24 protein-coding genes, 1 pseudogene and 1 riboswitch are annotated in these 21592 nt (G+C 70.7%); of the genes and pseudogenes, 9 read left to right on the top strand and 16 right to left on the bottom strand.

The genetic code is table 11. The features are described from left to right. Positions 1-16: 16 nt before the first annotated feature. The 3 genes from ABD369_RS25625 to ABD369_RS25635 all read right to left on the bottom strand — a co-directional run bounded on the left by ABD369_RS25625 (position 17) and on the right by ABD369_RS25635 (position 2259). Positions 17-388, bottom strand: coding sequence for a hypothetical protein (locus ABD369_RS25625; RefSeq protein ID WP_344638899.1), 372 nt, complete (start codon positions 386-388; stop codon positions 17-19). Between the two features lie 119 nt (positions 389-507). Further along, a complete protein-coding gene (locus ABD369_RS25630; RefSeq protein WP_344638900.1) occupies positions 508-1524 on the bottom strand; it encodes a DUF4129 domain-containing protein in 1017 nt (338 codons plus the stop codon). A 126-nt stretch (positions 1525-1650) separates the two neighbouring features. Next, a complete protein-coding gene (locus ABD369_RS25635) occupies positions 1651-2259 on the bottom strand; it encodes a GNAT family N-acetyltransferase (RefSeq protein ID WP_344638901.1) in 609 nt (202 codons plus the stop codon). A gap of 115 nt (positions 2260-2374) precedes the next feature. Here ABD369_RS25635 and ABD369_RS25640 point away from each other — a divergent pair, with 115 nt between their 5' ends. After that, positions 2375-2626 (top strand): TetR-like C-terminal domain-containing protein, encoded by a 252-nt coding sequence (locus ABD369_RS25640; protein ID WP_344638902.1) that lies wholly within the window; start codon positions 2375-2377, stop codon positions 2624-2626. Positions 2627-2832: 206 nt separating this feature from the next. After that, positions 2833-2900, top strand: a riboswitch (guanidine-III (ykkC-III) riboswitch). A gap of 11 nt (positions 2901-2911) precedes the next feature. Then, on the top strand, positions 2912-3805 hold the full coding sequence (locus ABD369_RS25645) for an MBL fold metallo-hydrolase (protein ID WP_344638903.1): 894 nt from the start codon (positions 2912-2914) through the stop codon (positions 3803-3805). A 90-nt stretch (positions 3806-3895) separates the two neighbouring features. Here the strand turns inward: ABD369_RS25645 and ABD369_RS25650 are convergent, their stop codons facing one another. From ABD369_RS25650 to ABD369_RS25675, 6 genes are all read right to left on the bottom strand, one after another. Then, positions 3896-4225, bottom strand: coding sequence for a hypothetical protein (locus tag ABD369_RS25650; protein WP_344638904.1), 330 nt, complete (start codon positions 4223-4225; stop codon positions 3896-3898). Between the two features lie 216 nt (positions 4226-4441). Beyond that, the gene (locus tag ABD369_RS25655; RefSeq protein ID WP_344638905.1) at positions 4442-5479 is read right to left on the bottom strand and encodes a hypothetical protein; all 1038 of its coding nucleotides are present in this window, start codon (positions 5477-5479) and stop codon (positions 4442-4444) included. Positions 5480-6192: 713 nt separating this feature from the next. Beyond that, positions 6193-6702: a YbhB/YbcL family Raf kinase inhibitor-like protein gene (locus tag ABD369_RS25660; RefSeq protein WP_344638906.1), complete on the bottom strand. Its 510-nt coding sequence runs from the start codon at positions 6700-6702 to the stop codon at positions 6193-6195. Between the two features lie 269 nt (positions 6703-6971). Further along, complete coding sequence (locus ABD369_RS25665) at positions 6972-7592, bottom strand: GOLPH3/VPS74 family protein (RefSeq protein ID WP_344638907.1); 621 nt, start codon at positions 7590-7592, stop codon at positions 6972-6974. 205 nt (positions 7593-7797) lie between these two features. Beyond that, a complete protein-coding gene (locus ABD369_RS25670; RefSeq protein ID WP_344638908.1) occupies positions 7798-8568 on the bottom strand; it encodes a helix-turn-helix domain-containing protein in 771 nt (256 codons plus the stop codon). 239 nt (positions 8569-8807) lie between these two features. Then, complete coding sequence (locus ABD369_RS25675) at positions 8808-9386, bottom strand: ArsR/SmtB family transcription factor (RefSeq protein WP_344638909.1); 579 nt, start codon at positions 9384-9386, stop codon at positions 8808-8810. Between ABD369_RS25675 and ABD369_RS25680 the strand changes: the two genes are divergently transcribed. Continuing rightward, positions 9352-9855: a class I SAM-dependent methyltransferase gene (locus ABD369_RS25680; protein WP_344638910.1), complete on the top strand. Its 504-nt coding sequence runs from the start codon at positions 9352-9354 to the stop codon at positions 9853-9855. The genes ABD369_RS25675 and ABD369_RS25680 overlap by 35 nt on opposite strands. Before the next feature lie 176 nt (positions 9856-10031). Here ABD369_RS25680 and ABD369_RS25685 read toward each other — a convergent pair whose 3' ends face one another. Further along, positions 10032-10736, bottom strand: a complete 705-nt coding sequence (locus ABD369_RS25685) for an SDR family oxidoreductase (RefSeq protein ID WP_344638911.1) — start codon at positions 10734-10736, stop codon at positions 10032-10034. A 244-nt stretch (positions 10737-10980) separates the two neighbouring features. On the opposite strand from ABD369_RS25685, the gene ABD369_RS25690 reads away from it, so the two are divergent. The 3 genes from ABD369_RS25690 (at position 10981) to ABD369_RS25700 (ending at position 12739) form a co-directional block, all read left to right on the top strand. Beyond that, positions 10981-11376, top strand: a complete 396-nt coding sequence (locus ABD369_RS25690) for a MarR family winged helix-turn-helix transcriptional regulator (protein ID WP_344638912.1) — start codon at positions 10981-10983, stop codon at positions 11374-11376. 157 nt (positions 11377-11533) lie between these two features. Next, the gene (locus ABD369_RS25695) at positions 11534-11656 is read left to right on the top strand and encodes a hypothetical protein (protein ID WP_344638913.1); all 123 of its coding nucleotides are present in this window, start codon (positions 11534-11536) and stop codon (positions 11654-11656) included. 12 nt (positions 11657-11668) lie between these two features. Then, a complete protein-coding gene (locus ABD369_RS25700; RefSeq protein WP_344638914.1) occupies positions 11669-12739 on the top strand; it encodes a UbiA family prenyltransferase in 1071 nt (356 codons plus the stop codon). Positions 12740-13006: 267 nt separating this feature from the next. Here ABD369_RS25700 and ABD369_RS25705 read toward each other — a convergent pair whose 3' ends face one another. From ABD369_RS25705 to ABD369_RS25715, 3 genes are all read right to left on the bottom strand, one after another. Further along, positions 13007-13600 (bottom strand): hypothetical protein, encoded by a 594-nt coding sequence (locus ABD369_RS25705; RefSeq protein ID WP_344638915.1) that lies wholly within the window; start codon positions 13598-13600, stop codon positions 13007-13009. A 192-nt stretch (positions 13601-13792) separates the two neighbouring features. Then, positions 13793-13939, bottom strand: a complete 147-nt coding sequence (locus tag ABD369_RS25710; protein ID WP_344638916.1) for a hypothetical protein — start codon at positions 13937-13939, stop codon at positions 13793-13795. Positions 13940-14219: 280 nt separating this feature from the next. Then, complete coding sequence (locus ABD369_RS25715) at positions 14220-14906, bottom strand: MerR family transcriptional regulator (protein ID WP_344638917.1); 687 nt, start codon at positions 14904-14906, stop codon at positions 14220-14222. Between the two features lie 77 nt (positions 14907-14983). On the opposite strand from ABD369_RS25715, the gene ABD369_RS25720 reads away from it, so the two are divergent. Beyond that, positions 14984-16168: an erythromycin esterase family protein gene (locus tag ABD369_RS25720; protein WP_344638918.1), complete on the top strand. Its 1185-nt coding sequence runs from the start codon at positions 14984-14986 to the stop codon at positions 16166-16168. A gap of 664 nt (positions 16169-16832) precedes the next feature. Beyond that, positions 16833-18110: a vanadium-dependent haloperoxidase gene (locus tag ABD369_RS25725; RefSeq protein WP_344638919.1), complete on the top strand. Its 1278-nt coding sequence runs from the start codon at positions 16833-16835 to the stop codon at positions 18108-18110. A 307-nt stretch (positions 18111-18417) separates the two neighbouring features. Here the strand turns inward: ABD369_RS25725 and ABD369_RS25730 are convergent, their stop codons facing one another. Together ABD369_RS25730 and ABD369_RS25735 are read right to left on the bottom strand one after the other, a co-directional pair. After that, positions 18418-18840 carry a hypothetical protein gene (locus ABD369_RS25730; protein ID WP_344638920.1) on the bottom strand — a complete coding sequence of 141 codons (423 nt, stop codon included), beginning with the start codon at positions 18838-18840 and terminating at the stop codon, positions 18418-18420. A 201-nt stretch (positions 18841-19041) separates the two neighbouring features. Next, complete coding sequence (locus ABD369_RS25735; protein ID WP_344638963.1) at positions 19042-19569, bottom strand: DinB family protein; 528 nt, start codon at positions 19567-19569, stop codon at positions 19042-19044. A gap of 328 nt (positions 19570-19897) precedes the next feature. Here ABD369_RS25735 and ABD369_RS25740 point away from each other — a divergent pair. Further along, positions 19898-20032 (top strand): annotated as a pseudogene (locus tag ABD369_RS25740) (ArsR/SmtB family transcription factor); the annotation flags it as partial. Positions 20033-20211: 179 nt separating this feature from the next. Here the strand turns inward: ABD369_RS25740 and ABD369_RS25745 are convergent. Further along, entirely contained in the window at positions 20212-21483 is a 1272-nt protein-coding gene (locus tag ABD369_RS25745; RefSeq protein WP_344638921.1) for a competence protein CoiA family protein, read from the bottom strand. Between the last annotated feature and the right edge of the window lie 109 nt (positions 21484-21592).

Here is a 21592-nt window from a genome sequence, read left to right on the forward strand (position 1 = left end):
ACGGTGCTGTTGTCGGTCAGAGGCTGGAGAGGCGGTTCACGGCGGCGCGGAGCACCGGCGCGGGGACGGGTTCGGATGTGACGGGGCACGCGGGGTCGATCAGCGGCCAGACCTCGGGACCGACCAGGGCGGCAGCGGCCTGGGGCCGGTCGTGGAGGGAGACGGCGTGCCGCTCGGCCAGCCGGGCCGCGTACAGCCACTGCAACCGCCGTCGGAGCACCTCAGCGCCGTCTCCCCGGCCTGTCAGTCCGTTCTCGACCACCCGGCGCCAGTCACCGAGGCCGGCCCGCTGCTCCTCGATCAGCCGAAGGGGGCCACGCAGCGCACTGTCCTGGGAGTGGAAGCCCGTCGTGTAGCGGGCGGTGACCAGGGCGACGGCAGTGATCACTGCGGCTCCGGCGGCAGCCGCGCGGAGCCCGCCGACCAGCGCGAGCGCCGTCTCGGCACCGCCGGGCGCCGTGCAGAGCGCCGCCAGAATCCGTGGGGTTCCCCGAGGAAGGATCGGCCTCACCGGGCTCCCGCCCCCGCCCGGCACGCGGTACGGCGCTCCGTACGGCTTCTCGCCGTACCCTGGCCCGTCCGGGAGTCGTGCTCGGCGAGTTGGGCCGCGATGGCGTCGAGCGCCGCTCGGGCCGATTCCAGTTGGCCCGAGTCCAGCGGATGGCTGGAGTAGCGCGCCTCACGGAACAGCACGGTGAGCGCCAACGCGTGCGGACCGGCGAGGAGGCCCGTTGCTTCCGCCCGCTGCAGCAGATCGGACGGGCTGTCCGAAGCCCGGCGGACGACTCCGGAGTCGGTCAGCGACGTCTCCATGGCGGCGTAGCAGGCGATCACCGCAGCGCGGACGTCGGCGCCGTGCAGGGCTCGGCGGCCCTCGTCGACGGCATCGGCGAGGGCGCGGCCGGTGAGTGGCTCGGTGTTGCCGAGGTCCAACGACTCCGGCTCGCGGCGGCGGTGGCCGAACCGCCGCCACAGCAGCACGGCGCCGACCACGACCGCGAGCACCACGAGCAACACGCCGACCACGGCCAGCAGTTGGCTCAGGTCGAACCGGCTGGCGGACCGCCCGTCGGGCGCCGGCCCGACCGTCTGCGAGGACCCCTGCGACGGCTCCGTGACGGGACCCGGCTGTGCTCCGGGCCCGATCACCATCGGCTTGTCGTCCCGCTCGGCGGGCGGAGCCGGGAGCCACATCAGTGTGATCGGTACGATGACCGCCGCGAGCGGGAGGAGCACCGTCCCGGCCGAGGCCAGGCGCCACGCCACCGGGCTCGCGGTGTCCGTCCCGCGGGTGGACGTCCGGTGGTGGACTGTCAGCACACCACCGCCGACCGCGCAACCCAGGGACAGCAGCAGGACTGTCGCCCGGTGCCCGGCGAGCGGCCCCGGCCCGGGCGCGGGCCCCTGACCGGAAGCGGATTGCAGTGCCAGTGCTGCCAGCACCAGCGCACCCGTGACCAGCGCCGCCACCACCAGCCGTGGCCATGCCCACCGAGCCGGTATTCGGCCCGTACCTGTGCTCATGCCGCTCTGTTCCCCCGTTGTGCCGGCACGGCACTCACCACCGAACCGGTCGTCAAGGGGAGTCTCGCACAACGATCGAATATCTGTCAGCGCCCGAGCGATCCTGACTGACTGGACATCACATAACTACGAGCGGCCGGGCATACGGACCGGGAGGACGGGGGCCACGGGTTCGACAGAATGTCGAGTATCGCCGTCGTTCAGCAGCACATACATCAGCATGTCGCACCACTCGTCCCCCACCTGCCGCCACCCTCGCAGCAGCCCCTCGCGTCGGAACCCCGCGCGCTCGGCGGTGCGCACGGAAGCCGTGTTCCACGGCTCCACATACAGCTCGAGCCGAGGGATCCGCAGTTCGCGGAGGGCCCAGCAGGTCACTGCGCCGAGCGCGGCCGCGGCAGCACCCTGACCACGCGCCGACTTGACGACCCAGTAGCCCAACGACGCACGGCCCTGCGCCGAGTCCTTGAGCATCAGCCCCACGTAGCCGACCGGCCGACCGTGCGAGTTCACGATGACGAACGGATATGCGGTCCTCGCGGTCACGCGGCCCCACTGCCGTTCGACGAACGCGACACCTGCCGGCTCGGAGTAGGGCGAGGGCACAGTGGTGATCAAGGGGATGTAATCGTCCTCCGACGCCTCCCGGACGAGCCGAAGGTCCGAAAGGTGCCACGGCCGAAGCGTGAACCCTCCATCAACGGTGAGTTCAGGCATGTCAGGCGGCAGTTCCATCCGCCCATCGTGCCGTGGTGCAAGACCGGTTGCACTCGGATTTCGCACAGGGAACCGCGCCCCGCTCCGGCCGCTCGGGTTGACCGGGCGGACGACCTCGCGGCGGTCGCCGGCGATGTTCCTCCTCGACACCGGCCTCCCGTTCGCCGACGCGGCTACACCGGCCCCGCTGCGCGAGGCGTTCGACACACTGCTGGACACGCTCGGCAACCTCGCGGGAGACGCCGAACCGGCGCTGTTCGTCGAGGTCTTCTGGTCGGCCCTGCACGGCCTGGTCTCGCTCACCAGCTCGGGCCGGCTTCCCCGGCGGGAGGCGTCGCGGCGGCTCGAGGTCCTGGTGGACCGGTTCGCGGGAACGGGACACTGACGGGCGGTCACCGCTGCGGAAGGGCCGATCGGTGAACCCGGCTCGCCCAACACCGGCTCGGCCACTTGCGCCCGCCCGGCAGCGCGTAGCACACCGCACTCGCGTACGAGAGTACGGCGATGTGGCCGGCGGGACCAAGTCCTCTACCGTGGCGGCGAGTCCAGGTCGTGCCGATCGCAGTCGGCACTCGCCGTGGTACCGTCCCCGCGGAGGCTCAACAGCGCCTGCCCCGGACGAGATGTGCGCCGTACCCGGCCTGCCAAGACGACGCACTGAGGAGACGTCGTGGACGCGGGCACGTTCTGGGTCGATCTCGCCGGCACGGCTCCCGAGCCCCGTGCGCTGGACGTCCGGTGGATCCACGGGTCGCCGTCAGCCAAACACAACACCGACCCGGACATCCAGGTCCACGCCTACGACCGGCACACGTACATCCTGCGGCAGAACATGGCGGTCGACTACGAGGCGCCGTTCCTGTTCCTGCTGTTCGGGAACGCCCAAGCGGTCCTGATCGACACCGGAGCCACCGCTTCCGCGGAGTTCTTCCCCTTGCGCCGGGTGATCGATGAACTCGTCGACGGGTGGCTCGCCCGGCACCCACGGGAGCGGTACCACCTGCTGGTCCTGCACACCCACCCGCACGGCGACCACATCGCGGGTGACCCCCAGTTCAGCGACCGCCCCGACACCACGGTGGTGGGAGCGGACCTGGCCACCACCCGGAAGTACTTCGGGTTCGACGAGGACCCTGACGCCGTGGCACAAGTCGACTTGGGTGGACGGGTGTTGGAGTGCCTGGCCACCCCGGGTCACCACGAGGCTGCGGTCACGTTCTACGACCCGTGGACCGGATTCCTGCTCACTGGCGACACGGTCTACCCGGGCCGGCTCTACATCCAGGACTGGCCCGCCTTCGCCCGCAGCATCGACCGGCTGATCGAGTTCTCCGACCGCCGGCCGGTCACTCACGTGCTGGGCTGCCACATCGAGATGACCAGGCAGCCGGGTGTGGACTACCCGATCCGCACCACCTTCCAGCCCGACGAGCCCCCGCTTCAGCTGACCACCGGCCACCTGCACGACATCCGCGCGGCGATCCGGGAGGTCGGCGACGATCGGCCCAGCCGACGCGCCTTCCCCGACTTCGTCCTCTGCCCCTCCGACCCGCCGCGCGACTGACCGGGACTTCCTGCGGGCCACCGCGCGGGTCCAGGGCCCGACGCCTCGTGAGGCGGTGGCGCCCCAGGACGGCATACCGGCAGACCGGTCTCAGGACGGGTGGCGCCGGTCCTCCACCGTCCAGCCGTCTCCGAGCTCACGGCGCAGGGTCTCCAGCGCGCCGTCCGCCTGCCGGTCGAACTGCTCGCGCTGCTCCTCGGACCACGGAGACGGACCCCCGGGGTCGTCCCAGTCGAGAGACGACTGATACCACTCGCAGAGGCCCTCCAGTCGGATCCGGGTGTCAGGAGTGATCGGGAGGAGGTCCAGCTCGCAGGGCGAGCCGTACGGGCCGTCAAGGTCGGGAGCGCCGGACGGACCTGGCCACAACGGGGTGTGCGGCACGCCGCATTCGAAGAAGAACCGCAGATGGTAGGGCATGCTGCACTCTCTCACGACAGCATGCCGAGGCTGAGCCCGGTCGGCCGCCCGGCCGTCTCGGTCTCGGGGACACTGCGGCAACACGGGCCTCGGGCGGGCAGCGGGCGAAGGCCTCCACACACACCGACGTGCCGGGATCCGTCGGGAAGACGGGCCGGCAGGCTCAACGCGCTCACCGCGTACGGCATCCCCGGGACTCGGTCGACAGCGAGAAGCTCAGCGACCGCACCGGCGGCACGGCCGGCGAGTGGCACGGTGGTACGAGAGCGCGGCAGCGCCAAGCCCCAGGCCCCACAGCCAGTACGCGGGCATCGCCACCCACAGGAAGGACAGCGGCAGGGCACCCGGATGCGGCTTCGGATGCATCGTGTCGCCGACCAACTGCCCGATACCGACCCCGAAGTAGACCAGAAGCCCGGCCGAGATACCGGACGCCGGTGCCAGCACGAGCCATCGGGGTACACGATGCCGGGCGACCAGCGGCACCCAGCGTGGGAGCACCCGGCCCCAGCGATGGACCAGGGACAGCGGGAGTACCGTCCCCACCAGCAGGAAGCCCGCTTCGAACACGGCCAGCGACACCGCTTCCGCCGACGTCAGCTTCCCCGGGGCGCCCCAGCCCAGACCGTACTGCGCGGCGATCCGAAGGCAGCAGGCCGCGACCGCGCCGTAGGCCGCCCACCAGGCCCAACGCGGCGGAACCGCCGACGGGTTGGGGATCGAGGGCTCCCCGGTTCGGCCGCACTGCGGGCAGCCACCCCACAGACGGCGCCGGTGCGAGAGCGCGGCAACCGACAGCAGGACGGCCACCGTGAGGCACGCCGCCCTGCTCAGCGCGCCCGGCAGGTCGTGCGGGATGTGCAGACCGGGGATCAGCCGACCGATCACGTCCAGGAGCAGCAGCGGGCAGGACACCAGCAGCGCGGCGCTCACCGCACAGGCCGCCACCACCAGCGGTCGGCGCGGCCGGGTCGCCATCCGCAGCAGCCCTGCGATCACGGCGGCCGCAGCGCACAGCACGACGACACCCCACCGGGGAAGGACCAGCAGGTCCGTACCGAAACGCCCGAAGGACGGCGCACCATTGAGCAACCAGTGGGCCTGCCACAGTCCGTAGCAGATCGCCGCCGCCGGCGCGGCGGCCGCGGCCCACCGAAGTCGGCCCGGAAGGACTGCCGGACCGTGCTCTGCGGCAAGTGGCCCCGGTGCTGCCACGAAGCCGTCCAGCCTGCGTTCCCGTTCGTCTTCAGCCATGGCACCAACTCTGAAGTCGTGGATCCCGCAGGGGCATCGACGGCACGGAGGATGCCCGTCCCCCACGCGAGGGACGGGGTGACGGCCGCACGGAGGATGTCCGCGACCGGTCCGCCGGCCGCTGGATCGTGGCCGTTCAATGATCCCCCTTCCCTCGCGGTTGTGCTTCGACGTCCGCGACGGGGACGTCGCCTGCCTCTCCCCGTTCGTACGGCATCACGTCTACCTGCCCGGCCGTCACTCGGTCCAACTCCCCGATCTTCCCGGAGGGTTTCGCGCGATCGTGTCGGGCAGCATCGCCGATCTGGAGCCAGCAGCCCTGGGCACCTCAGCCTGCTCATTGACATCGAGGTGGGTGGCCGTTCGGTCGATGCGGCCGCCGTGCCTGGAAACGCCTCCGCCGATCAACAGCGGCTCCAGCGCTCGGACCTGAGGCGCGAATGGCCTCCGACCTGAGACGATGGGACTTCCCGCGGTTCGAGGTCCATGATCGAGAGAACATCCGCAAGATGCGATCTTGTCATGCGGCCGCGACGGTCCGCGCGGCAGAGATTCGGACACCACCGGACGTCGACGCGCAGTCCAAGCCAGTGCTTGGGTCGTTCCCAGCAAACCTCGGCGCGCGACCCGGGCAGTGACCAGGCCGCCCGACAGCGCCCGCCCCGCACCCTTCCCGGACGGACCCGGCGCCGCGCCTGCCGTCTGGCCGGACGTCAGTGGCGCGTGTACGGCGCCACCAGCGCGGCCGAGGCGAACGCCCGGCGTTCGATCTCCTTGAGCGTCTGGGCCGGTGGCGTACTGCTGTCAGAGGAGGACGGCACCGGTTCGCGCAGTGCGTACAGGGTCAGCCGGTATCTGTGGGTGGTACCAGGGGGTGGGCAGGGCCCGGTGTAGGTGGTCTCGCCGAAGTCGTTGAGGGCCTCCCGGGCCCCCGGGACGAGGCGGTGGGCGGTGATCCCACGGGTGCCGGCCGGGATCCCGAGCTGCAACCAGTGGATCTTCTGCACGTCCAGGTCGACCATGGTGAGGGCGAGTTCGGCCGTCCCGGCCGGCACGTTGGCGAACTCCAGACCTGGCGAGTAGTCCTTCGGATCGTCGCAGGTCATGAGCGGGATGAACGCACCGGACTGGTCGAAGCCCTGCCCCCGGGTGAGGGTGAACGGGCCGGTGGAGGCAGCGGCCGTCAGCGTGGTCGCCGCGGTGGATGCCCGTGCGTCAGGCACGGGTCCGGACGCGCTGGAGGCGCAGGCAGCACACCCCAGCAGTACCCCCGCAACCACGGCACACGCTCGGATTCGGCTCCCTCGAACTCGCACGGAACCACTCTAGGTGCCCACTCCAGGACGATCGGTCATCGACGCCCCTGTGCGCTGACGAGAGCCATCAACGACAGTCGCCGGCGAGAGCCGTCGCAGGATGCCGCTCATCATCTCGGCCGCCGACCGTCACGGGCTTGAACGCCCACATCGATCGGCACCACCAACGCCCATCGTCAGCCGCCTCGCCAGATGTTGTCGAAGGCCGCCTTCTCAATGGATCGCCGCTGCCGTACGGCCTCCAGCTCCACCAACGCGCCATTGACCTCGGCGAGCACGTTCTCCACCGCGTCGTCCTCCACCGCGCCGCCGGCCACACTCGGCGCGTCTCCGATCCCCTTGTCAGGGATCCCCACGGCCGCCCCCAGGGCGGCGAGCACTGGCTCGTTCGTGGCCCAGCGGTCCCCCGCCAGACGGCGGTCAAGCGAATCCACCAGCACCGGCGGACCGGTCCGCAGAGGTATCCAGTGCCAATGTTGCCGCGTGAGTTGCCCCTCCACCTCGAAGGCGTCCAGGTAGGCCGCAGCCAGGCCACGGCCTCTGCGCCACAGCCAGTCGCCGATCGACTCGTACGGCGATTCCCGGACGAGCGACGCCGCGGCCTGGTCCAGCAGGCGATCGGTGATGGCCGTCCGGTGGCCGGGCACGACCTGATCGCCGTCCAGCGTGGCGGCCCCGACAGCCAGGAGGTCGATCAACTCGGCTCCCGCCAGCGCAAGCGACAGCTCGCTTCGCTCCACAGGGCGACTGGACTCCACCTCCATGGCAGTGATCATCAAGTCCCGGGATGTGGTCATGGCAGGCTCCACGTCACTGGCACCGGCAAGCGGTGCGGCGTCGGCTCGTCCGGCACCCGCATGATGCCCGACTGCAAGGTCACCTGCCGCGATCGGTAAATGCAGGGGCGAGTGGCTTCGCGTGCCGGGCGGCACTCGGACCACCGACGAGTACTCCCACGTACGAGCCTAAGTGGTCGGCTCCGGAAGTCCTTCGGGGGGGTGATCAGGCTGGCTGGGCGGCGGAGGATTCTTCCTGGTGATCGGTGGTGTGCCGGTCGAGTCTGGCCAGCAGATCGTCCAGGTCGGAGGTGGTGAACCTCCACTGGAACGGCTGTGCCGTGGCGTTGTAGCGGTCTTCGAGGTCTCGGAGCCGGTCCTTGACCTGGGTCAGGCTGGTGAAGTCGTTTGTCTTCTTGTCCGCGCCGATGACGTATTCGTCCGCGCCGATCGGCTCGCCGTCGCAGCTGCGGGCGTAGAGGTCCAGGACGCGGGCCGCTTTGGGGTGGAAGTCGGGGTCGGTGATGAAGATCCAGGAACGGTGCTGCCAGGGTTTGATCGCGTCCTGGTCGAGCCAGCGGCGCACGGTGGAGGCCGACACCGACGCGGCGATGCCCCGCGACATCGCCGCGCGGGCCAGTTCCGGGCACGACCAGCGCGACAGCGGCGCGCCGGTCTCGGCGGGAAGCCGGCAGGCCAACGCTTTGACCTGCACGGCCTGCAGGGGTGTGAAGACGGGGGGCCGGCCAGTGCGCTGACGGTCGAGCGGGCCGCGCAGACCCAGGTCGGCGAACCGGCCTCGCCATATGCGCACCGTGACGACGTGCACTCCCGCCTCGACGGCAATACGCGCGTTGGACCTGCTCCGAGCCGCCAGGAGCACGATCCGCGCCCGCACCCGGTCCCGGTGCTCGGTCCTGTGACCGTAGGCGGCCTTCTTCCGTCGATGCCGCTCGGCGGCGGTCAGGACTATCGGGCGCGCGGTGGCAACAGGCAAGGCAGGCAGGCCGATCGGCAGAAGTAGATCAGGGCAGCCACAGCCTGCCGCAGCCGCTGGCCCTCTAAGGAGCGAGGACGGCCGAGCGCTCGTCGTCCAGGGGCCGGGCCACCGGGTCGCGGGCTGATGGCGGCCTGGTCTGCGGCCTGTTCACGCCGGCGCCGCGCTTCGGTTCGATCGGCTCGGCCCGGTCCCCCTGCCCCGGCCGAGGGCCGGTCCGGGGCTGGAGCAGGGTGCGATCAGGTGGCCAGCCGATCCCCGAGTTCGCTGCGTAGGTACAGAACCGTGTGTCCGTGGCGAGCCCGGGTGACCAGCCCGGCGCGATGCAGGACGCCCAGGTGCTGACTGACGGTGCCGGGGCTGAGCCCGAGGCGGCCGGCCAGGTCGGAAGTGCCGCACGGCTCGGCGAGGTGGGCGAGGATGCGGGCGCGCGTACGGCCCAGGAGGTCCGCCAGGGCGGGCGGCGGGGCGGTGGTACCGGCGTGCCACACGGTGGCGCGGCCACGGGCCGGGTACCAGATCCTGGGCGGCAGGGTCGGATCGACGAGCGTGACGGCGTGGTCGCAGAACAGGGACGGCGTGAAGGTCACTCCGCGGCCCTCCACGGCGATGTCGTGGTGTTCACCGGGCCACGCGTCCATGACCAGAGCGCCGTCCTGCCACCCCAAGCCCGCATCGATACCGCGGAACAGCGCCGCGGCACCGTCATCGGTCAACTGTCGGGCGCGGTACAGGATGTCGGCGCGCAGCACGGCCTGTATGCGTGGCCAGTGCGGAGCGATCATGCCGTTCGCGGAGGGCTCCTTCGACGCGGCCATGGCAATCATGACCGTCCACCACTGGCCCGACCTGCGGCGCGGGCTCAGCGAGTTGCGCCGAGTCGCCCGCAGGCAGGTCGTCTTCACCTGGGACCCGGTCCACCGGCCGCAGTTGTGGCTACTCGAGGAGTACCTGCCGGAGATCCGCGAGCTGGAGCACGCCCGGTTCACCCCGCTGCCCGAGGTCGCCGACGCGCTCGATGCGCACACCGTGCTGCCCTTTCCCATCCCGCACGACTTCACCGACGGCTTCCAGATCGCCTACTGGCGCCGCCCCGAGTTCTACCTCGACCCGGTCGTCCGGCAGGCCAGCTCCACCTTCGCGCAACTGCCGCCCTCCGTCGTGGAGCCGGCCATCGCCCGGCTACGCGCCGATCTCGACTCCGGCGCCTGGCATCGCCGCCACGCCGACCTGCTTGGCCGGCAAAGCGTGGACTACGGGTACCGGCTGCTCATCGCAGATGGGTAACCGACCGTTAAGGAGAGACAACTCGCCCCTGCGACGACGGCATGCCGGTTCCGCCGCCGGTACCGCGCCGGAGGATCCGCCCTCCTCCGCAGGTCTTCCCAGGCCATCAACGTCCGCGTCACGGCGAAGCCGAGGGAAGCGGTCGGTGCCGGCACCGAAACCGCCCGCCCGCCCGCTCACCAGGGCAGTGGCCGCCCGTCGCGGAAGAACCCTCCGGAGGGCCCGGAGTCGGGGAGGACGGCCGCCCAGACCACACTTGCGGCACCCCGCTCGACGGGACCACCGCCCGGTCCGCCCATGTCGGTGGCGACCCAGCCCGGGCAGACGGAGTTGACCAGGACGCCGTCCGGGCGCAGTTCGGCGGCGAGTTTGCGGGTGAGGGCGTTGAGTGCGGCCTTGGAGATCCCGTAGGCGGGTGTCCCGCCGGACATCTCGGCCAGCGAGCCGGATTCGCTGGAGACGTTGACGATGCGGGGGTGGGCGGAGCGCCGCAGCAGCGGGAGGAAGGCCTCGACGGCTCGCCATGCCCCGAAGAGGTTGGTCTCCAGCGTGCGCCGCGCTTCGTCCAGGTCGACGTCGACGGTGCGCGCCTCGGTGTCGTAGTTGATGGCCGCGTTGTTGACCAGTACGTCGAGGCGGCCGAACTCCGCTTCGACGGAGGCCGCCAGGCGGTGGACGAGGTCGGGATCGGTGACATCCAACCGGCGCGGCAGGACGGTGCCCGGCAGGCCGGAGATGCGGTCGGCGGCCGTCTGCGCGTCCTCGATGCGGCGTGCGCACAGCAGCACCGTGTGGCCGAGATCGGCGAGTTGCCGCGCGGTCTCCTGTCCGATTCCGCGGTTGGCGCCGGTGACCAGCGAGATCGGTGCGAGAGGATCCATTGTCCATTCCTTCTGATCGGTGGCCCGGTCGGTGGTTCAGGCGGTGGTTCAGTCGGCAGGTCAGCCCGCTACGCTGAGGACGCTCTTGCCGTGGATGGCGCCCTCACGCAGCCGCCGGACTGCGGCCTCCAGTCTGTCAGGGCCGGGCTGACCATGACGCAGTACACCGTGCTGCTGACCCTCTCCCGTGAGGGCGGCATGTCCGCCGCCCAGACGGCGCGCCTGCGGGGTGACCCAGCAGAGCATGGCCAGCGTCCTGACCAACCTGGAGGCCAAGGGGCTCATCCGGCGCGAGCCGTCCCCGGTACACGCCAAGGTGCAGATCGCCTCGCCGACCGATGAGGGGCAGGCGGCGCTGGACCGCGCCTACCAGGAGGTGATCATCCTGGAGCGCTCGCTCACCGCCGCATTCACACCCGCCGAGCGCGCCTCCCTCGGTGAGCTCCTGGAACGTACGACGGCCGTCCTCGTCGAGCAGACGCCCGGAACTCACACCCGCCGAACAGGCCCCGGTACGGCAGGCGATCGAGACCCGACCGCCGATCCCGTCATGCCCTCCGATCGCTCTCCCGCCGAGCTGTCCCCCGCCGAGCGCTGCTCCACCGGTCGGCGGAGGACCGCTCGGCAGGGTGACGCCTGAGTACAAGTACTCAGGCGCCGGGACGACTTCGCGTGGAGACTGGCGGACGGCTCGTCAAGATTCAGCAGAAGAGGAAGAGTTAGTGGGAGCTCTGTGGTCACCGCCCGACCAACCACACCGGTCCACACCGCGCAGGTCCGCATCCGGGAAGCGGCCGATGTCGTGCCTGGAGATGATCGGCTGCGCGCTCGCAGTCGTCCTGGCGCTCGGTGGGCTGCTGGTCCTCGGGGTGCTGGTGCTGCTCTGGACCGGCTCGATCCGGTTGTTTCCGAACAAGTGATGAGGGTGACGGATGACCTCCCGACCGACAGCTGCCCGTATCCGTGTGCTGATCGCACTCAGCCGCCCAGCCGTTGCTCTGCTCTTCACCCTCTACGCCGCACTCGGCCTCGCCCAAGCCGGCCACGCGGAGGACCGGCTGCTGCTGGCCGAGTGCCTCGTACCGGTCATGGCCTTCCTCCTCTGCTCGGTCTGTGTCAACGACCTCTCCGACCAGGCCATCGACCGGGTCAACCTTCCCGGTGACCGGAGCCGGCCACTGGTCACCGCCGCCGCCGGAAGCCGGGATCTCGTCGTCATGGCCGTGGTGTCCGCCGCGGTCGCACTCGGGGCGGCCTTCGTGCTCGGGCCCCGGCCCGGGCTGCTGATACTCGCGGCCCTCGCGGTGAGCGCCGGGTACTCGCTGCGCCCGGTCCGCCTCGCCGACCGGGGAGCCGTCGCGGCCCTGGTGCTTCCGGCCTGCTACGTCGCACTGCCGTACCTGCTCGCCCTCACCGCCACCCGCACCGCCCTCCAGGCGCGCGATCTGCTGATGCTCCTCGGGCTCTACACGGGCTTCATCGGCCGGATCCTACTCAAGGACTTCCGCGATGTGCGCGGAGACACCCTTTTCGGCAAGCGGACCTTCCTGGTCAGGCACGGACGACGCGCGACCTGCCTCTTCAGCGCCTGTTGCTGGACGGTGGGCAGTTGCGTCATCCTGGCCGCGACTCCTCGGCCCACGCTGGTCCTCGGCTGTTCCTATGCCCTGTGCCTCGCCGCGGCATTGGTGATCCTCCGCGCGCTGGCGGGCGAGGTCGGGCACCGGCGGGAGGAGGCGCTCATCGCCGGCGCGGCGGCGATCGGCCGGGGGATGCTGATCCTGCAGTTGGCGCACCTGGCGATGGATCAGGCCGGTTGGGGTGCACTCGCGCGGTCGACGGGCGTGGGCGCGCTGCTGGTACTCGTACTCGCTCAGACCATCAGCGTGGTGCGGCACGGCCCGGCAACCGATCTCACCATCGCCGCCCTGCAGACGGAGACAACTCCGTCACCTGACGGGCACGGCCGGCCGAAGGCCGACCGCCCCGCGGCGAGAGCCTGACTGGCTGCGCCCGTCTGCCTGCGCCGGTACCGAGCAGTCGGGCGGCCGGGGCGTGGTCCGGCGGTCTACCGAAGTCCACCTGCCACCACTGCTGAGGACGTGTCCCCGGCAACGGCCCTCGACCTCGAGGGTCTTGCGACTGACACCCGGGGGCATCGGGACAGCGGGCCGTGCCGTCCCGATGCCCCCGTCAGAGCACCGAGTACAGCCCCCCGCCCACCGCCGGCCCAGCTTGCGGCAGGGCCCGAATCACAGCCGGCCAGGACCTCAGGCGGACTCGGCCGCTTCCCTCCTCGCCCGGGACCGGCCCAACGACCACGATCCCACCCCCACCAGCACCGCCGTCCCCAACGCGTACGCCGGCAGCCACCGAGTCGTCGTGAACGCCAGGCAGTCGTTGACGGCTTGCCGGCTCTGGAAGTTCCGCGCGTACGCCATGTCAGCACCGTCTCCACCGGGCGGATTGCCGAGGGCGACCTGCTCCCGCATGTCCTCGTACCTGCCCAGCTCGACGCACCCGCTGCGGGTGCCCGGCATCGGAAAGAGCCACTTCCAGCGCTGCAGCGCCGGGGCCAGCGCGATAGCCACGCACAGGCCGACGACCAGCGAGTACGCCGCCACACTCCGTACGTAGGCGGACCGTAGACCAGGTGTCCAGGCCGGTAGACGGCCGAAGGAGAGGATCACCGCGAGAAGCGTCACTCCGAGGTAGGCGGAGAACCATTCCCACGACCCCTCGGCGAGTGAGGCCGTCAGTACGGCGGCGAGCGCGATGCCGAGAACCCCGGCCTGACCACCGGTACCGCGACTCGCTCCGCCTGCCACGGTGCCCGGGATGCCTTGATGGCTGTGGTCGTCCACGCTCTCTCCTGCCTGTCTCCGGGCCATCAGTGTCCGGCCAAAGAACACCACGCCCGCTTGCACCATGCCGGTCCACCTCGCGGCCTCGCCCGGTTGGCGGGGACCCGGCATCCGTCTCCCGGCACCACCTCACCGAGCGGCAGCACCGGCAGCAACAGCCACCGACACCGCACCACATCCGGGTTGCCGTGATCACCCGCCGTCCTGATCCACTTTCGCAACAGCCCTGAGGTCCTGGACGCGGCCGAAGCGCTCCTGGGCGGCGAGGACGGCGTCGCCGTGGGCGCCGGCCCATGCGCCGAGGGCGCGGATCGGCTCGAAACGTGACCATGGCCCCATGCTGTCTCACAGTCCGCTCCGCCGAATCATGCACGAGGTCCAACTCGGCTCCCCCGCACGGGGGATGGAAGCCTTCGGCCTCCGGACAGCCGCCGACACCCGACTGCCCGCACGCCAACCGAGTCCAAGGGATCGCCTGAGGACCGGAGGGCGTCGAGGCGGGCTGGCTGCGGCTGGAGGAGCTGCTGGCCCTGGCGGCCGAGGTGACACGGCGCGCCGTGTGAAGCGATTCCGTACGGCTGCCGCCTGCACGCACCGCCGGTGTCACCGCCGCCAGGCGCTATGACATCCCCAGATAGGCGTCAAGCGCGGCCGCGCCCGCCAGCATCGCCAGGCCCCGCGCCGTCAGCCGGTCGCGCCACTCCCGCAGTGTCGCCTGGAGCGGTTCCGGTCCGCCGGCCGCCCGCACCCGCTCCAGTACCCGCGCGATCTGCTCCAGCCCGTGTCCGCCCCGCCGCAGCTGGTGGGCCAGCAGCACGTCGCGCACGTCGGCGGAGGTGTAGACGCGGTAACCGGTGCGCGGGTCGCGCCGGGGCACGATCAACCCGACGCGCTCCCATTTGCGCAACGTCGCGGGCCGGATGCCGAGCCTTTGCGCCAACGGCCCGATGTACGTCACGCCCGGCCCCGGCTCACACGGCGGCGCCAGGTCGCGCAGCGCCCCTGCGACGGCCTCCAGCGTGGACCGGTCGTCGGCCAGCTGTGCGTGGCTCTCGTCGATCAGCGGCAGCGCCTCCTCGGCCGCGCCTCCGTTCACCGCCCGCATGATTGCCCCGGCGGTCGCGTGGCCGTGCGCGGGGACCAGAGCAAGGAACGCCCGCAACGCCGCCGCGTGGCGCGGAGCGTAGAGGCGGTAGCCGTGCGGCGAGCGCTCGGCCGGCGGCAGGATCCCCGCCTCCTCGTAGTTGCGCACCGCCTGCGTGGACAGGCCGTGCTCGCGCGCCAGATCGATGGGCCGCAATGGCATTTTGAAGCTTTTTCCTCGTCAACAGCCGGAAATACCAGGAAAGTTTACACCGAAGGTTCAACGATACAGTTGAAGTCATGACAGCCTCGATCCGGGACGCCGCCCGTGCCTTCAGCGGCGGCGCCCTTACCGCGCTCCTGTCCCCAGCCACTCGCCTGCTCGGCCTCGGCGAACCCACCCACGGCGTCGAAGCCTTCCCGGAGCTGCGCAACGAGCTCTTCCGTCACCTGGTCGAACACCGGGGCTACCGGTCGATCGCCATTGAGAGCGACTGCCTGTCGGCCCTGGCCGCCGACGCGTACGTCGCCGATGGCATCGGGACCCTCGACGGGGCGATGAGCCGCGGCTTCAGCCCCGACTTCGGCGCCTCACCCGCCAACCGCGAACTCCTGTGCTGGATGCGCGCCCACAACGAGCGGCGCCCTCCACACGATCGGCTCCGCTTCTACGGCTTCGACGGCCCGCTGGAGATGACCGGCGCCGCCAGCCCCCGCCCGGCCCTGACCGCGCTGCACGACTACCTCGCCGCCCACCTCGACCCGGTCTGGAGTCACGAGACCCTCGACGACCTGCTCGGCCCCGACGAGCGCTGGACCAACCCGGCCGCCCTCATGGACCCCGCCCAGTCCGTCGGCCGCACCTCCGAGGCCTGCGAACTCCGCCTGATCGCCGACGACCTGCGCGCGCTGCTGACCTCGCACGCCCCGCACCTGACCGCCGTCACCTCCCCCGACGACTTCTGGCGCGCCGAACTGCACGCCCGTACCGCCGCCGGACTCCTGCGCTACCACGACGGCCTGGCCAACACCGCGCCCACCCGCGTCAGTACGCTCATGTCCCTGCGCGACGCGATGATGGCCGACAACCTCGACGCCATCGTCCGCCGCGAGGCCCGTCGCGGCCCCACCCTAGCGTTCGCCCACAATCGCCACCTGCAGCGCGACACGAGCCGGGTGCAGTTCGCCGGCCTGCCGCTCCAGTGGTGGAGCGCGGGCGCCGTCATCGGCACGCACCTCGGCGACCAGTACGCCTTCGCCGCCACCACCTTCGGCACCCGCGGCTCCGACGTCCCCCACCCCGACACCCTCGAAGGGCTCCTGTCGACCCTCCCCCACACCCGCGCCGTCATCGATCCCTGCCACCTCGCCACGGCCCTCGACCGGAAGCCGACACCCCGTGTCCCGGCCGACCACACCTACTTCTCCCTCGACCCGGCCACCACCGATCAGATCGACGCCATCATCTTCGTCAAGGAGATCTGAGCCGCCACGGTGGCAACGCGGGCACCGGGCCCGGTCGGCCGGGCGAGGACGACGTCGCCGGCCCGTTGCGCGCGAAGCAGCAGCCCCAGCCGCTCCGATCCCGGGTCCCCCGAATGGGTGTAGAGCACGCCACTCCGCGACCTGAGGCGCAGCGGACCGGTCGCGTCCGGGCTCGCCCGGGATGACGACATGCCGTGTCCAGCGCGTGAAGGTAGCATTCGCATCCGGAGTACCCGACGACCGCGAGGTCGGAGTTGCGGCATGGGCCGGGTACCCGCACTCTTTACCTGGCAAGCGACTTGATGACGCAGAGAGGCGGTCAGGTTGCAGGAGCATTCGAGCCCGGTCAGCCTCCCCGATCCTTGGTGTGGGTGACGTGCGCCGCCTCACGGGCCGGTATCCCGGTGAGTCCGGTTGCGACTATTCAACGAACTTTCCCAGTACCGGAATCAGGCAGACGGGAACTCGATTCACGCGTCCCCGTCGAAACTCCGGAGCAGGTGTACCGGAGCGTACTTCCTTCCAGCACGCGATGCGGACTCCCCGCTCGATCCCCGGTGTCCGCTGACCGTCTGGTCCGCAGTGGCCCAAGCGGTCGAAGTGGTCGGCGTGTACGGCCACCGGTTTGCCACCGCCCGCCACCAGCGACAAGGAGCCACAGGCCATGGGTGGAAAGCAGAAGACACTCGCCGTACTGATCGGGACCGCGCTGGCAGCCGGACTCACCAGCCCGGCCTTCGGGTCCACCGCCGCTCAGTCGCCAAGCCCGCGCGCCACCGCCCCGGGGTCCGGGATGTCGGTCGTGGAGTGGAACCGCGAGCTCATCACCATCCTGAGCGATCCGAAGGCGCAACCGTCCACCGTCCACCCCACGCGCAGCTTCGCACTCCTCCAGGCCGCCGAGTACGACGCGGTGGTGTCGATCACCCGGGCCGACCCACCCTACCTGTTCTCGGTGTCGGCGCCGCAGGGCGCCCGTGCTGACGCCGCGGCGGACCAGGCGGCCCACGATGTGCTGGTCGCCCTGTACCCGGCCAAGCGCGCTGACGTGGACCAGCGGCTGAACAGCCAGTTGTCCGCCATTCCCAATGACTCCGGCAAGCAGGCGGGCATCCGCGTGGGAGCCGCGGTCGCCGGCCGGCTGATCAGCCTGCGGTCCGATGACGGGTCCTCGGCCAAGCCGCTGCCGTTCAGCGCCGGCACCATGGCCGGTGACTACCGGCCCGCGCCGACCGACTTCCCCACACCGGTGTTCACCAACTGGGGCTCGGTCAAGCCGTTCGTGCTGACCAGCGGAAGCCAGTTCCGCCCCGCAGCGCCGCCGGCCGTGAGCACCTCCGAATACGCGACCGCCTTGGCCGAGGTCAAGAGCCTTGGGAGCAAGACCAGTACGACACGCACACCCGATCAGACCGCGGCCGGTGGGTTCTGGGCGGCCGCACCCGTGTGGAACGTCTGGAACCAGGTCGCACAGGGCCTCGTCACCTCCGAGAACGCAAGCCTTGAGAAGGCGGTGAAGGTCTTCGCCCACCTCGACCTGTCCCTCGCCGACACCGCGATCGCGATGTACGACGCCAAGTACGCCTACCGCGTGTGGCGGCCCGTGACCGCCATCCGGCTCGGTGGTACGCACTACAACCCGATCGTCGTCGGTGACCCCAACTGGACTCCCCTGCTGCCGACCGCCCCGGATCCGTCCTACCCCGGCGCCCACGGCGCTCTCAGCCAAGCGGCGGCAACGACGCTCACCGGGATCTACGGTGCCCAGCACCGGCTCGCGGTGACGTCGAAGGGTGTCACCCGGACCTTCGCCGGCTTCCAGGACGCCGCCACCGAAGCATGGCTCAGCCGGGTCTGGACCGGTCAGCACACCTCCATCGACAACCGCGCGGGCCAGCAACTCGGCACGCAGGTGGCTGATTTCGTGGCTCACCACCTCTGACCGCCCGAACCCGCGGCGCCAACGCGCCGCGGGTTCGGTGGCCAGGAGCCGGCCGTACCGGATGCATTCGGTACGGCCGGCTGCTGCCGCGCTCGGAGCGCGACCGGGCCGCCGGGGCGACCGGATAGGTATCCGTCCCGTGGTCCGGCCGACCGGTGCCCTCATGATGACGGACCTTGACGTCATCCGTGTCCTGCTCGGCCACGAGATCGGCGACCTGCCGATACCGAACCCGAAGATCAGACGACCCGGATGGCAGGCGGACCGCTGCGCAGCAGGCACCAGTCGGACCGGGTGCCTTGTCGACTCAGTCCGCTTGAGTGGCCGTCAGGCCCCAGCGTACGGTCTGGTCGGAGGCGGCGACGCCGACGTAGAAGTCGCGCCCCTGCTCACCTGTCAGCACCACCGACCCCACGGCCGTGGCGCCGACCGGGCAGTTGACCCGGAAGGAGACCGGCGTCCTGTCGCCGAAGTGCGGCGACACGGTGACGAGGACCGAGCCACCCCCCTGGCAGCCGACCGTCACGGTGAACGGCCGCTCCGGGCTCGCACCGCCCGTCACGGCACCGCCGTCACCGATCCATTCGGGGATCCAGATCAGCCCGTCCGGCCCCGGGTAGGGCAGGATCTGCCCGGTACCCTGCTCCGCCGCAGCCGGCCCCGCAAGCGCCAGCAGCACCCCCAGCGCGCCCGCCACCCCGGCCAGCGCCTGCTTCTTCGTTCCCTTCACAACGATCCCCCACTCTGACGGTCCGTCCGGAACGGGCACATGCGCTGCCGCACGGCTCGTCCGTATGCCGATCCTTGGCACACGGAGAGTCTAGGATCGCGGACTGACAGTCGGCGGCCACGCGCGGGACGCCGGGCAGAACGCGAGGAGCGACTACCAGGCCGGCACTTCCGTATGAGAAGGCCGCAGAGGTCGTGCGGCTCAGTCACCCGTCACGCCGTCGGTCCGTTCCCGTAGGAAGTCGGCGTGACCGTTGTGCCGGGCGTACTCCTGGATCATCATCATGTAGACCCAGCGCAGGCTGAGGGATACGCCTCGGGAGGAGGTGAACGTCTCGTCCAGGCCGCGCCCGGCTGCTGCGGCGTCACACGCTTCGACCTCGGTTCGGAAGAGTCCGAAGTCCCGCTCCGCATCGGCCTCGTCGACCCCCTCGAGTCCCTCGTCGCCATCCGACGGACCGGTGAAGACATCCCCGATGGTCTCGCCCGCGAAGCTCCGTCGGAACCACCACCGCTCCACCTCCGCCATGTGCCGGACCAAGCCGAGGAGGGTCAGGTTCGAGGGCTCCACGGTCGTCAGCGCCAACTGAGTGGGCTCAAGCCCGGCGCACTTGGCCAGCAGGGTCTCCCGATGCCAGCTCAGCCAGCCTTCCAACATCTGCCGCTCGGATACGGTAGCCAGGTCGGCCAGTTGCGTGGTCCGCTCGACGGGCGGTGCCATCCATGTCATACCGTCATCCTGCCCGCCGCCTTGCTGAAGCGCCAACTGGCGCACGGTCCTACCTGGTTCGGTGCCCGGTCCGAGGCCAAGGCCTCCTCCTCCGGTCCGCTCGGCGCTGAGACGCAGAGAGCGGCCACGGACAGCGGCCCGAAAACCGGTGGAGGTCCGATCGGGGCGATGACAGGGTGTGCCGCATGTCGTTGCCCACCGCCGAACAGATCCTCCGTGAACTGCACGCCTCCCTCACGCTGCGCAAGCGTCCGGAGGATGTGGCCCAGCTCGTCCAGGAGTTGCACACAGCCCAGGACACCGACCTCGATCCGACCACCGGGGCCGCTCTCGCCATCTGGCCGTCCTGCGGCGGGCCGGCCTGCTCACGACCCGCCGCCGTGGCCGCTACGTGCTGTACGAGCTGAACCTGTCGGCCAGCGCCCGGCTGGGCACCGACCTGCTGGAGGCCGTTCTGCGTTGACTTCGCCCTCGTACCGCCCCGTGATCCACCGCGGCTGATCCGGCAACCGGCCGGTCCGGCGCGGTGAAGCGCCGCGCCGACCGGCTCGACCCGGGCTCGCCAGCTGCCCGGACCTCGGGTGCCAAGGCAACTCGTCGGGCTGGTACGGGCTTTGCGGGAGACGGGCCCACGGAACGTGATCACGCGGTCCTGGCGGCAGCCTTCATCCGGCACGGCCGACAGGTCACGCCGCAGAACGTCCCGTACCGGCGGATGGGCGCGGAGCAGAGGTCGCACGGACCGATCTCCCACACGGGGCAGCGCAATCGCTGTGCGGCCGACTTCCTTTCACGATCGGTGATTCGCAGACGCGGCGCCGCCTCGACGGGCCGCAGGAACTCGGGGACCTCGGGGAAGGTGTGGACGAGGCTCGCGTCCCCGCCGCGCGGGCGGGGTCTGTTGAAGGCCAGCGTTTCCTCACCGTAGCGGCAGGAGCGGTCGATCTCCTCGTGCGTGAACGTGATCTCCTCGTCGACCGCGGTCCCGTCCTGCCGTTCCTCCGACAGCGGTGGTCCGACGATCTCCCACCAGGTGTCGCGGTCCGCCGAACTGACCCACATCCGCATGCTCTTGTGGGGATCGCACTGGTCCGGGACCCGCACGGCGACGAACTCGCCCTCCGCGCTGGCCACGACCAGCCGGTCGATCGAGGTGGCCGGCCTCGGTGGGACGCACAGCGCCGGGAGCTCCCAGCCGAAGTGGAACTCGCCGCAGTGCGCACCGTTCCGAAGGGGGCAGGTCCGCTCGCTGGTGACCGTGCACTTCCAGGCCTGGAAGTGCCGCACCCCTCCCCGGACGGCCATCTCATAGGGTGAGTCGATCAACTGCCAGGGCACGTCGTCGACCCGGGCCCAGGGCGCTCGGTCGATCAGCGTCGCCGCGTCGGACGCCGTCACCCACAGCGGGGTGATCCCGCCGTCCGCCGCGATCCGCGAGCGCCTGCGCACGGTCTCGCTGCTGATCGGCGAGTACTGTGCCTCCCAGCCGATCCGCCGGCCACCCGGCCCGGTGACGAGGACATCGGATACCCGGCTCCCGCTCTCCGACCGGACCTCCGTCTCGACAGCCAGTCCCGCGCGGACGGCGGCACGGGCGATCCGCTCCTTCATCGCCTTCCGCTTGGCGCTCTCCTCCGGCGTGGCGCTGTGGGTCACCGGGAGGTGGGCCGCGCGCAGGATCGGCCGGCCGTTCCGCCGGACCGTCCGGATCGCCATCCAAGGGGACTTGTCCGCGAGTTCTGACCGGCAGACGCCTCCGTCGCGATGTTCCAGGCACTCGAGAAGCTCGCGGTCGCGCTGGGCCACAGGCTGGGTGATCTCTTCGAGGAGTCCTGGCCGCTCCGGATGCCCGAGGTCCGGGAGGGTCAGGTTGATCTCTATGCCGTATCCGGTATGGAACACGCCATTAGCCATGGCTCGAGGATAAATGCGACTACTGATGGTCCATCAGGGTGATGACAAGTCGAATTTCTGGACTATTAGTCCACCGTACTGTGCTCCGATCCGGCAGTGCCGCCTGGTG

The sequence above is a fragment of the Kitasatospora cystarginea genome (genome assembly GCF_039533515.1).
In the GTDB taxonomy this organism is placed as follows: domain Bacteria; phylum Actinomycetota; class Actinomycetes; order Streptomycetales; family Streptomycetaceae; genus Kitasatospora; species Kitasatospora cystarginea.

Coding starts and splice junctions, on each gene's coding strand:
- ABD369_RS25630 (WP_344638900.1), bottom strand. CDS start 1,524: ATGAGCACAGGTACGGGCCGAATACCGGCTCGGTGGGCATGGCCACGG.
- ABD369_RS25635 (WP_344638901.1), bottom strand. CDS start 2,259: ATGGAACTGCCGCCTGACATGCCTGAACTCACCGTTGATGGAGGGTTC.
- ABD369_RS25640 (WP_344638902.1), top strand. CDS start 2,375: ATGTTCCTCCTCGACACCGGCCTCCCGTTCGCCGACGCGGCTACACCG.
- ABD369_RS25650 (WP_344638904.1), bottom strand. CDS start 4,225: ATGCCCTACCATCTGCGGTTCTTCTTCGAATGCGGCGTGCCGCACACC.
- ABD369_RS25655 (WP_344638905.1), bottom strand. CDS start 5,479: ATGGCTGAAGACGAACGGGAACGCAGGCTGGACGGCTTCGTGGCAGCA.
- ABD369_RS25665 (WP_344638907.1), bottom strand. CDS start 7,592: ATGACCACATCCCGGGACTTGATGATCACTGCCATGGAGGTGGAGTCC.
- ABD369_RS25680 (WP_344638910.1), top strand. CDS start 9,352: ATGCCGTTCGCGGAGGGCTCCTTCGACGCGGCCATGGCAATCATGACC.
- ABD369_RS25675 (WP_344638909.1), bottom strand. CDS start 9,386: ATGGCCGCGTCGAAGGAGCCCTCCGCGAACGGCATGATCGCTCCGCAC.
- ABD369_RS25685 (WP_344638911.1), bottom strand. CDS start 10,736: ATGGATCCTCTCGCACCGATCTCGCTGGTCACCGGCGCCAACCGCGGA.
- ABD369_RS25690 (WP_344638912.1), top strand. CDS start 10,981: ATGGCCAGCGTCCTGACCAACCTGGAGGCCAAGGGGCTCATCCGGCGC.
- ABD369_RS25695 (WP_344638913.1), top strand. CDS start 11,534: ATGTCGTGCCTGGAGATGATCGGCTGCGCGCTCGCAGTCGTCCTGGCG.
- ABD369_RS25700 (WP_344638914.1), top strand. CDS start 11,669: ATGACCTCCCGACCGACAGCTGCCCGTATCCGTGTGCTGATCGCACTC.
- ABD369_RS25710 (WP_344638916.1), bottom strand. CDS start 13,939: ATGGGGCCATGGTCACGTTTCGAGCCGATCCGCGCCCTCGGCGCATGG.
- ABD369_RS25715 (WP_344638917.1), bottom strand. CDS start 14,906: ATGCCATTGCGGCCCATCGATCTGGCGCGCGAGCACGGCCTGTCCACG.
- ABD369_RS25720 (WP_344638918.1), top strand. CDS start 14,984: ATGACAGCCTCGATCCGGGACGCCGCCCGTGCCTTCAGCGGCGGCGCC.
- ABD369_RS25725 (WP_344638919.1), top strand. CDS start 16,833: ATGGGTGGAAAGCAGAAGACACTCGCCGTACTGATCGGGACCGCGCTG.
- ABD369_RS25735 (WP_344638963.1), bottom strand. CDS start 19,569: ATGACATGGATGGCACCGCCCGTCGAGCGGACCACGCAACTGGCCGAC.
- ABD369_RS25745 (WP_344638921.1), bottom strand. CDS start 21,483: ATGGCTAATGGCGTGTTCCATACCGGATACGGCATAGAGATCAACCTG.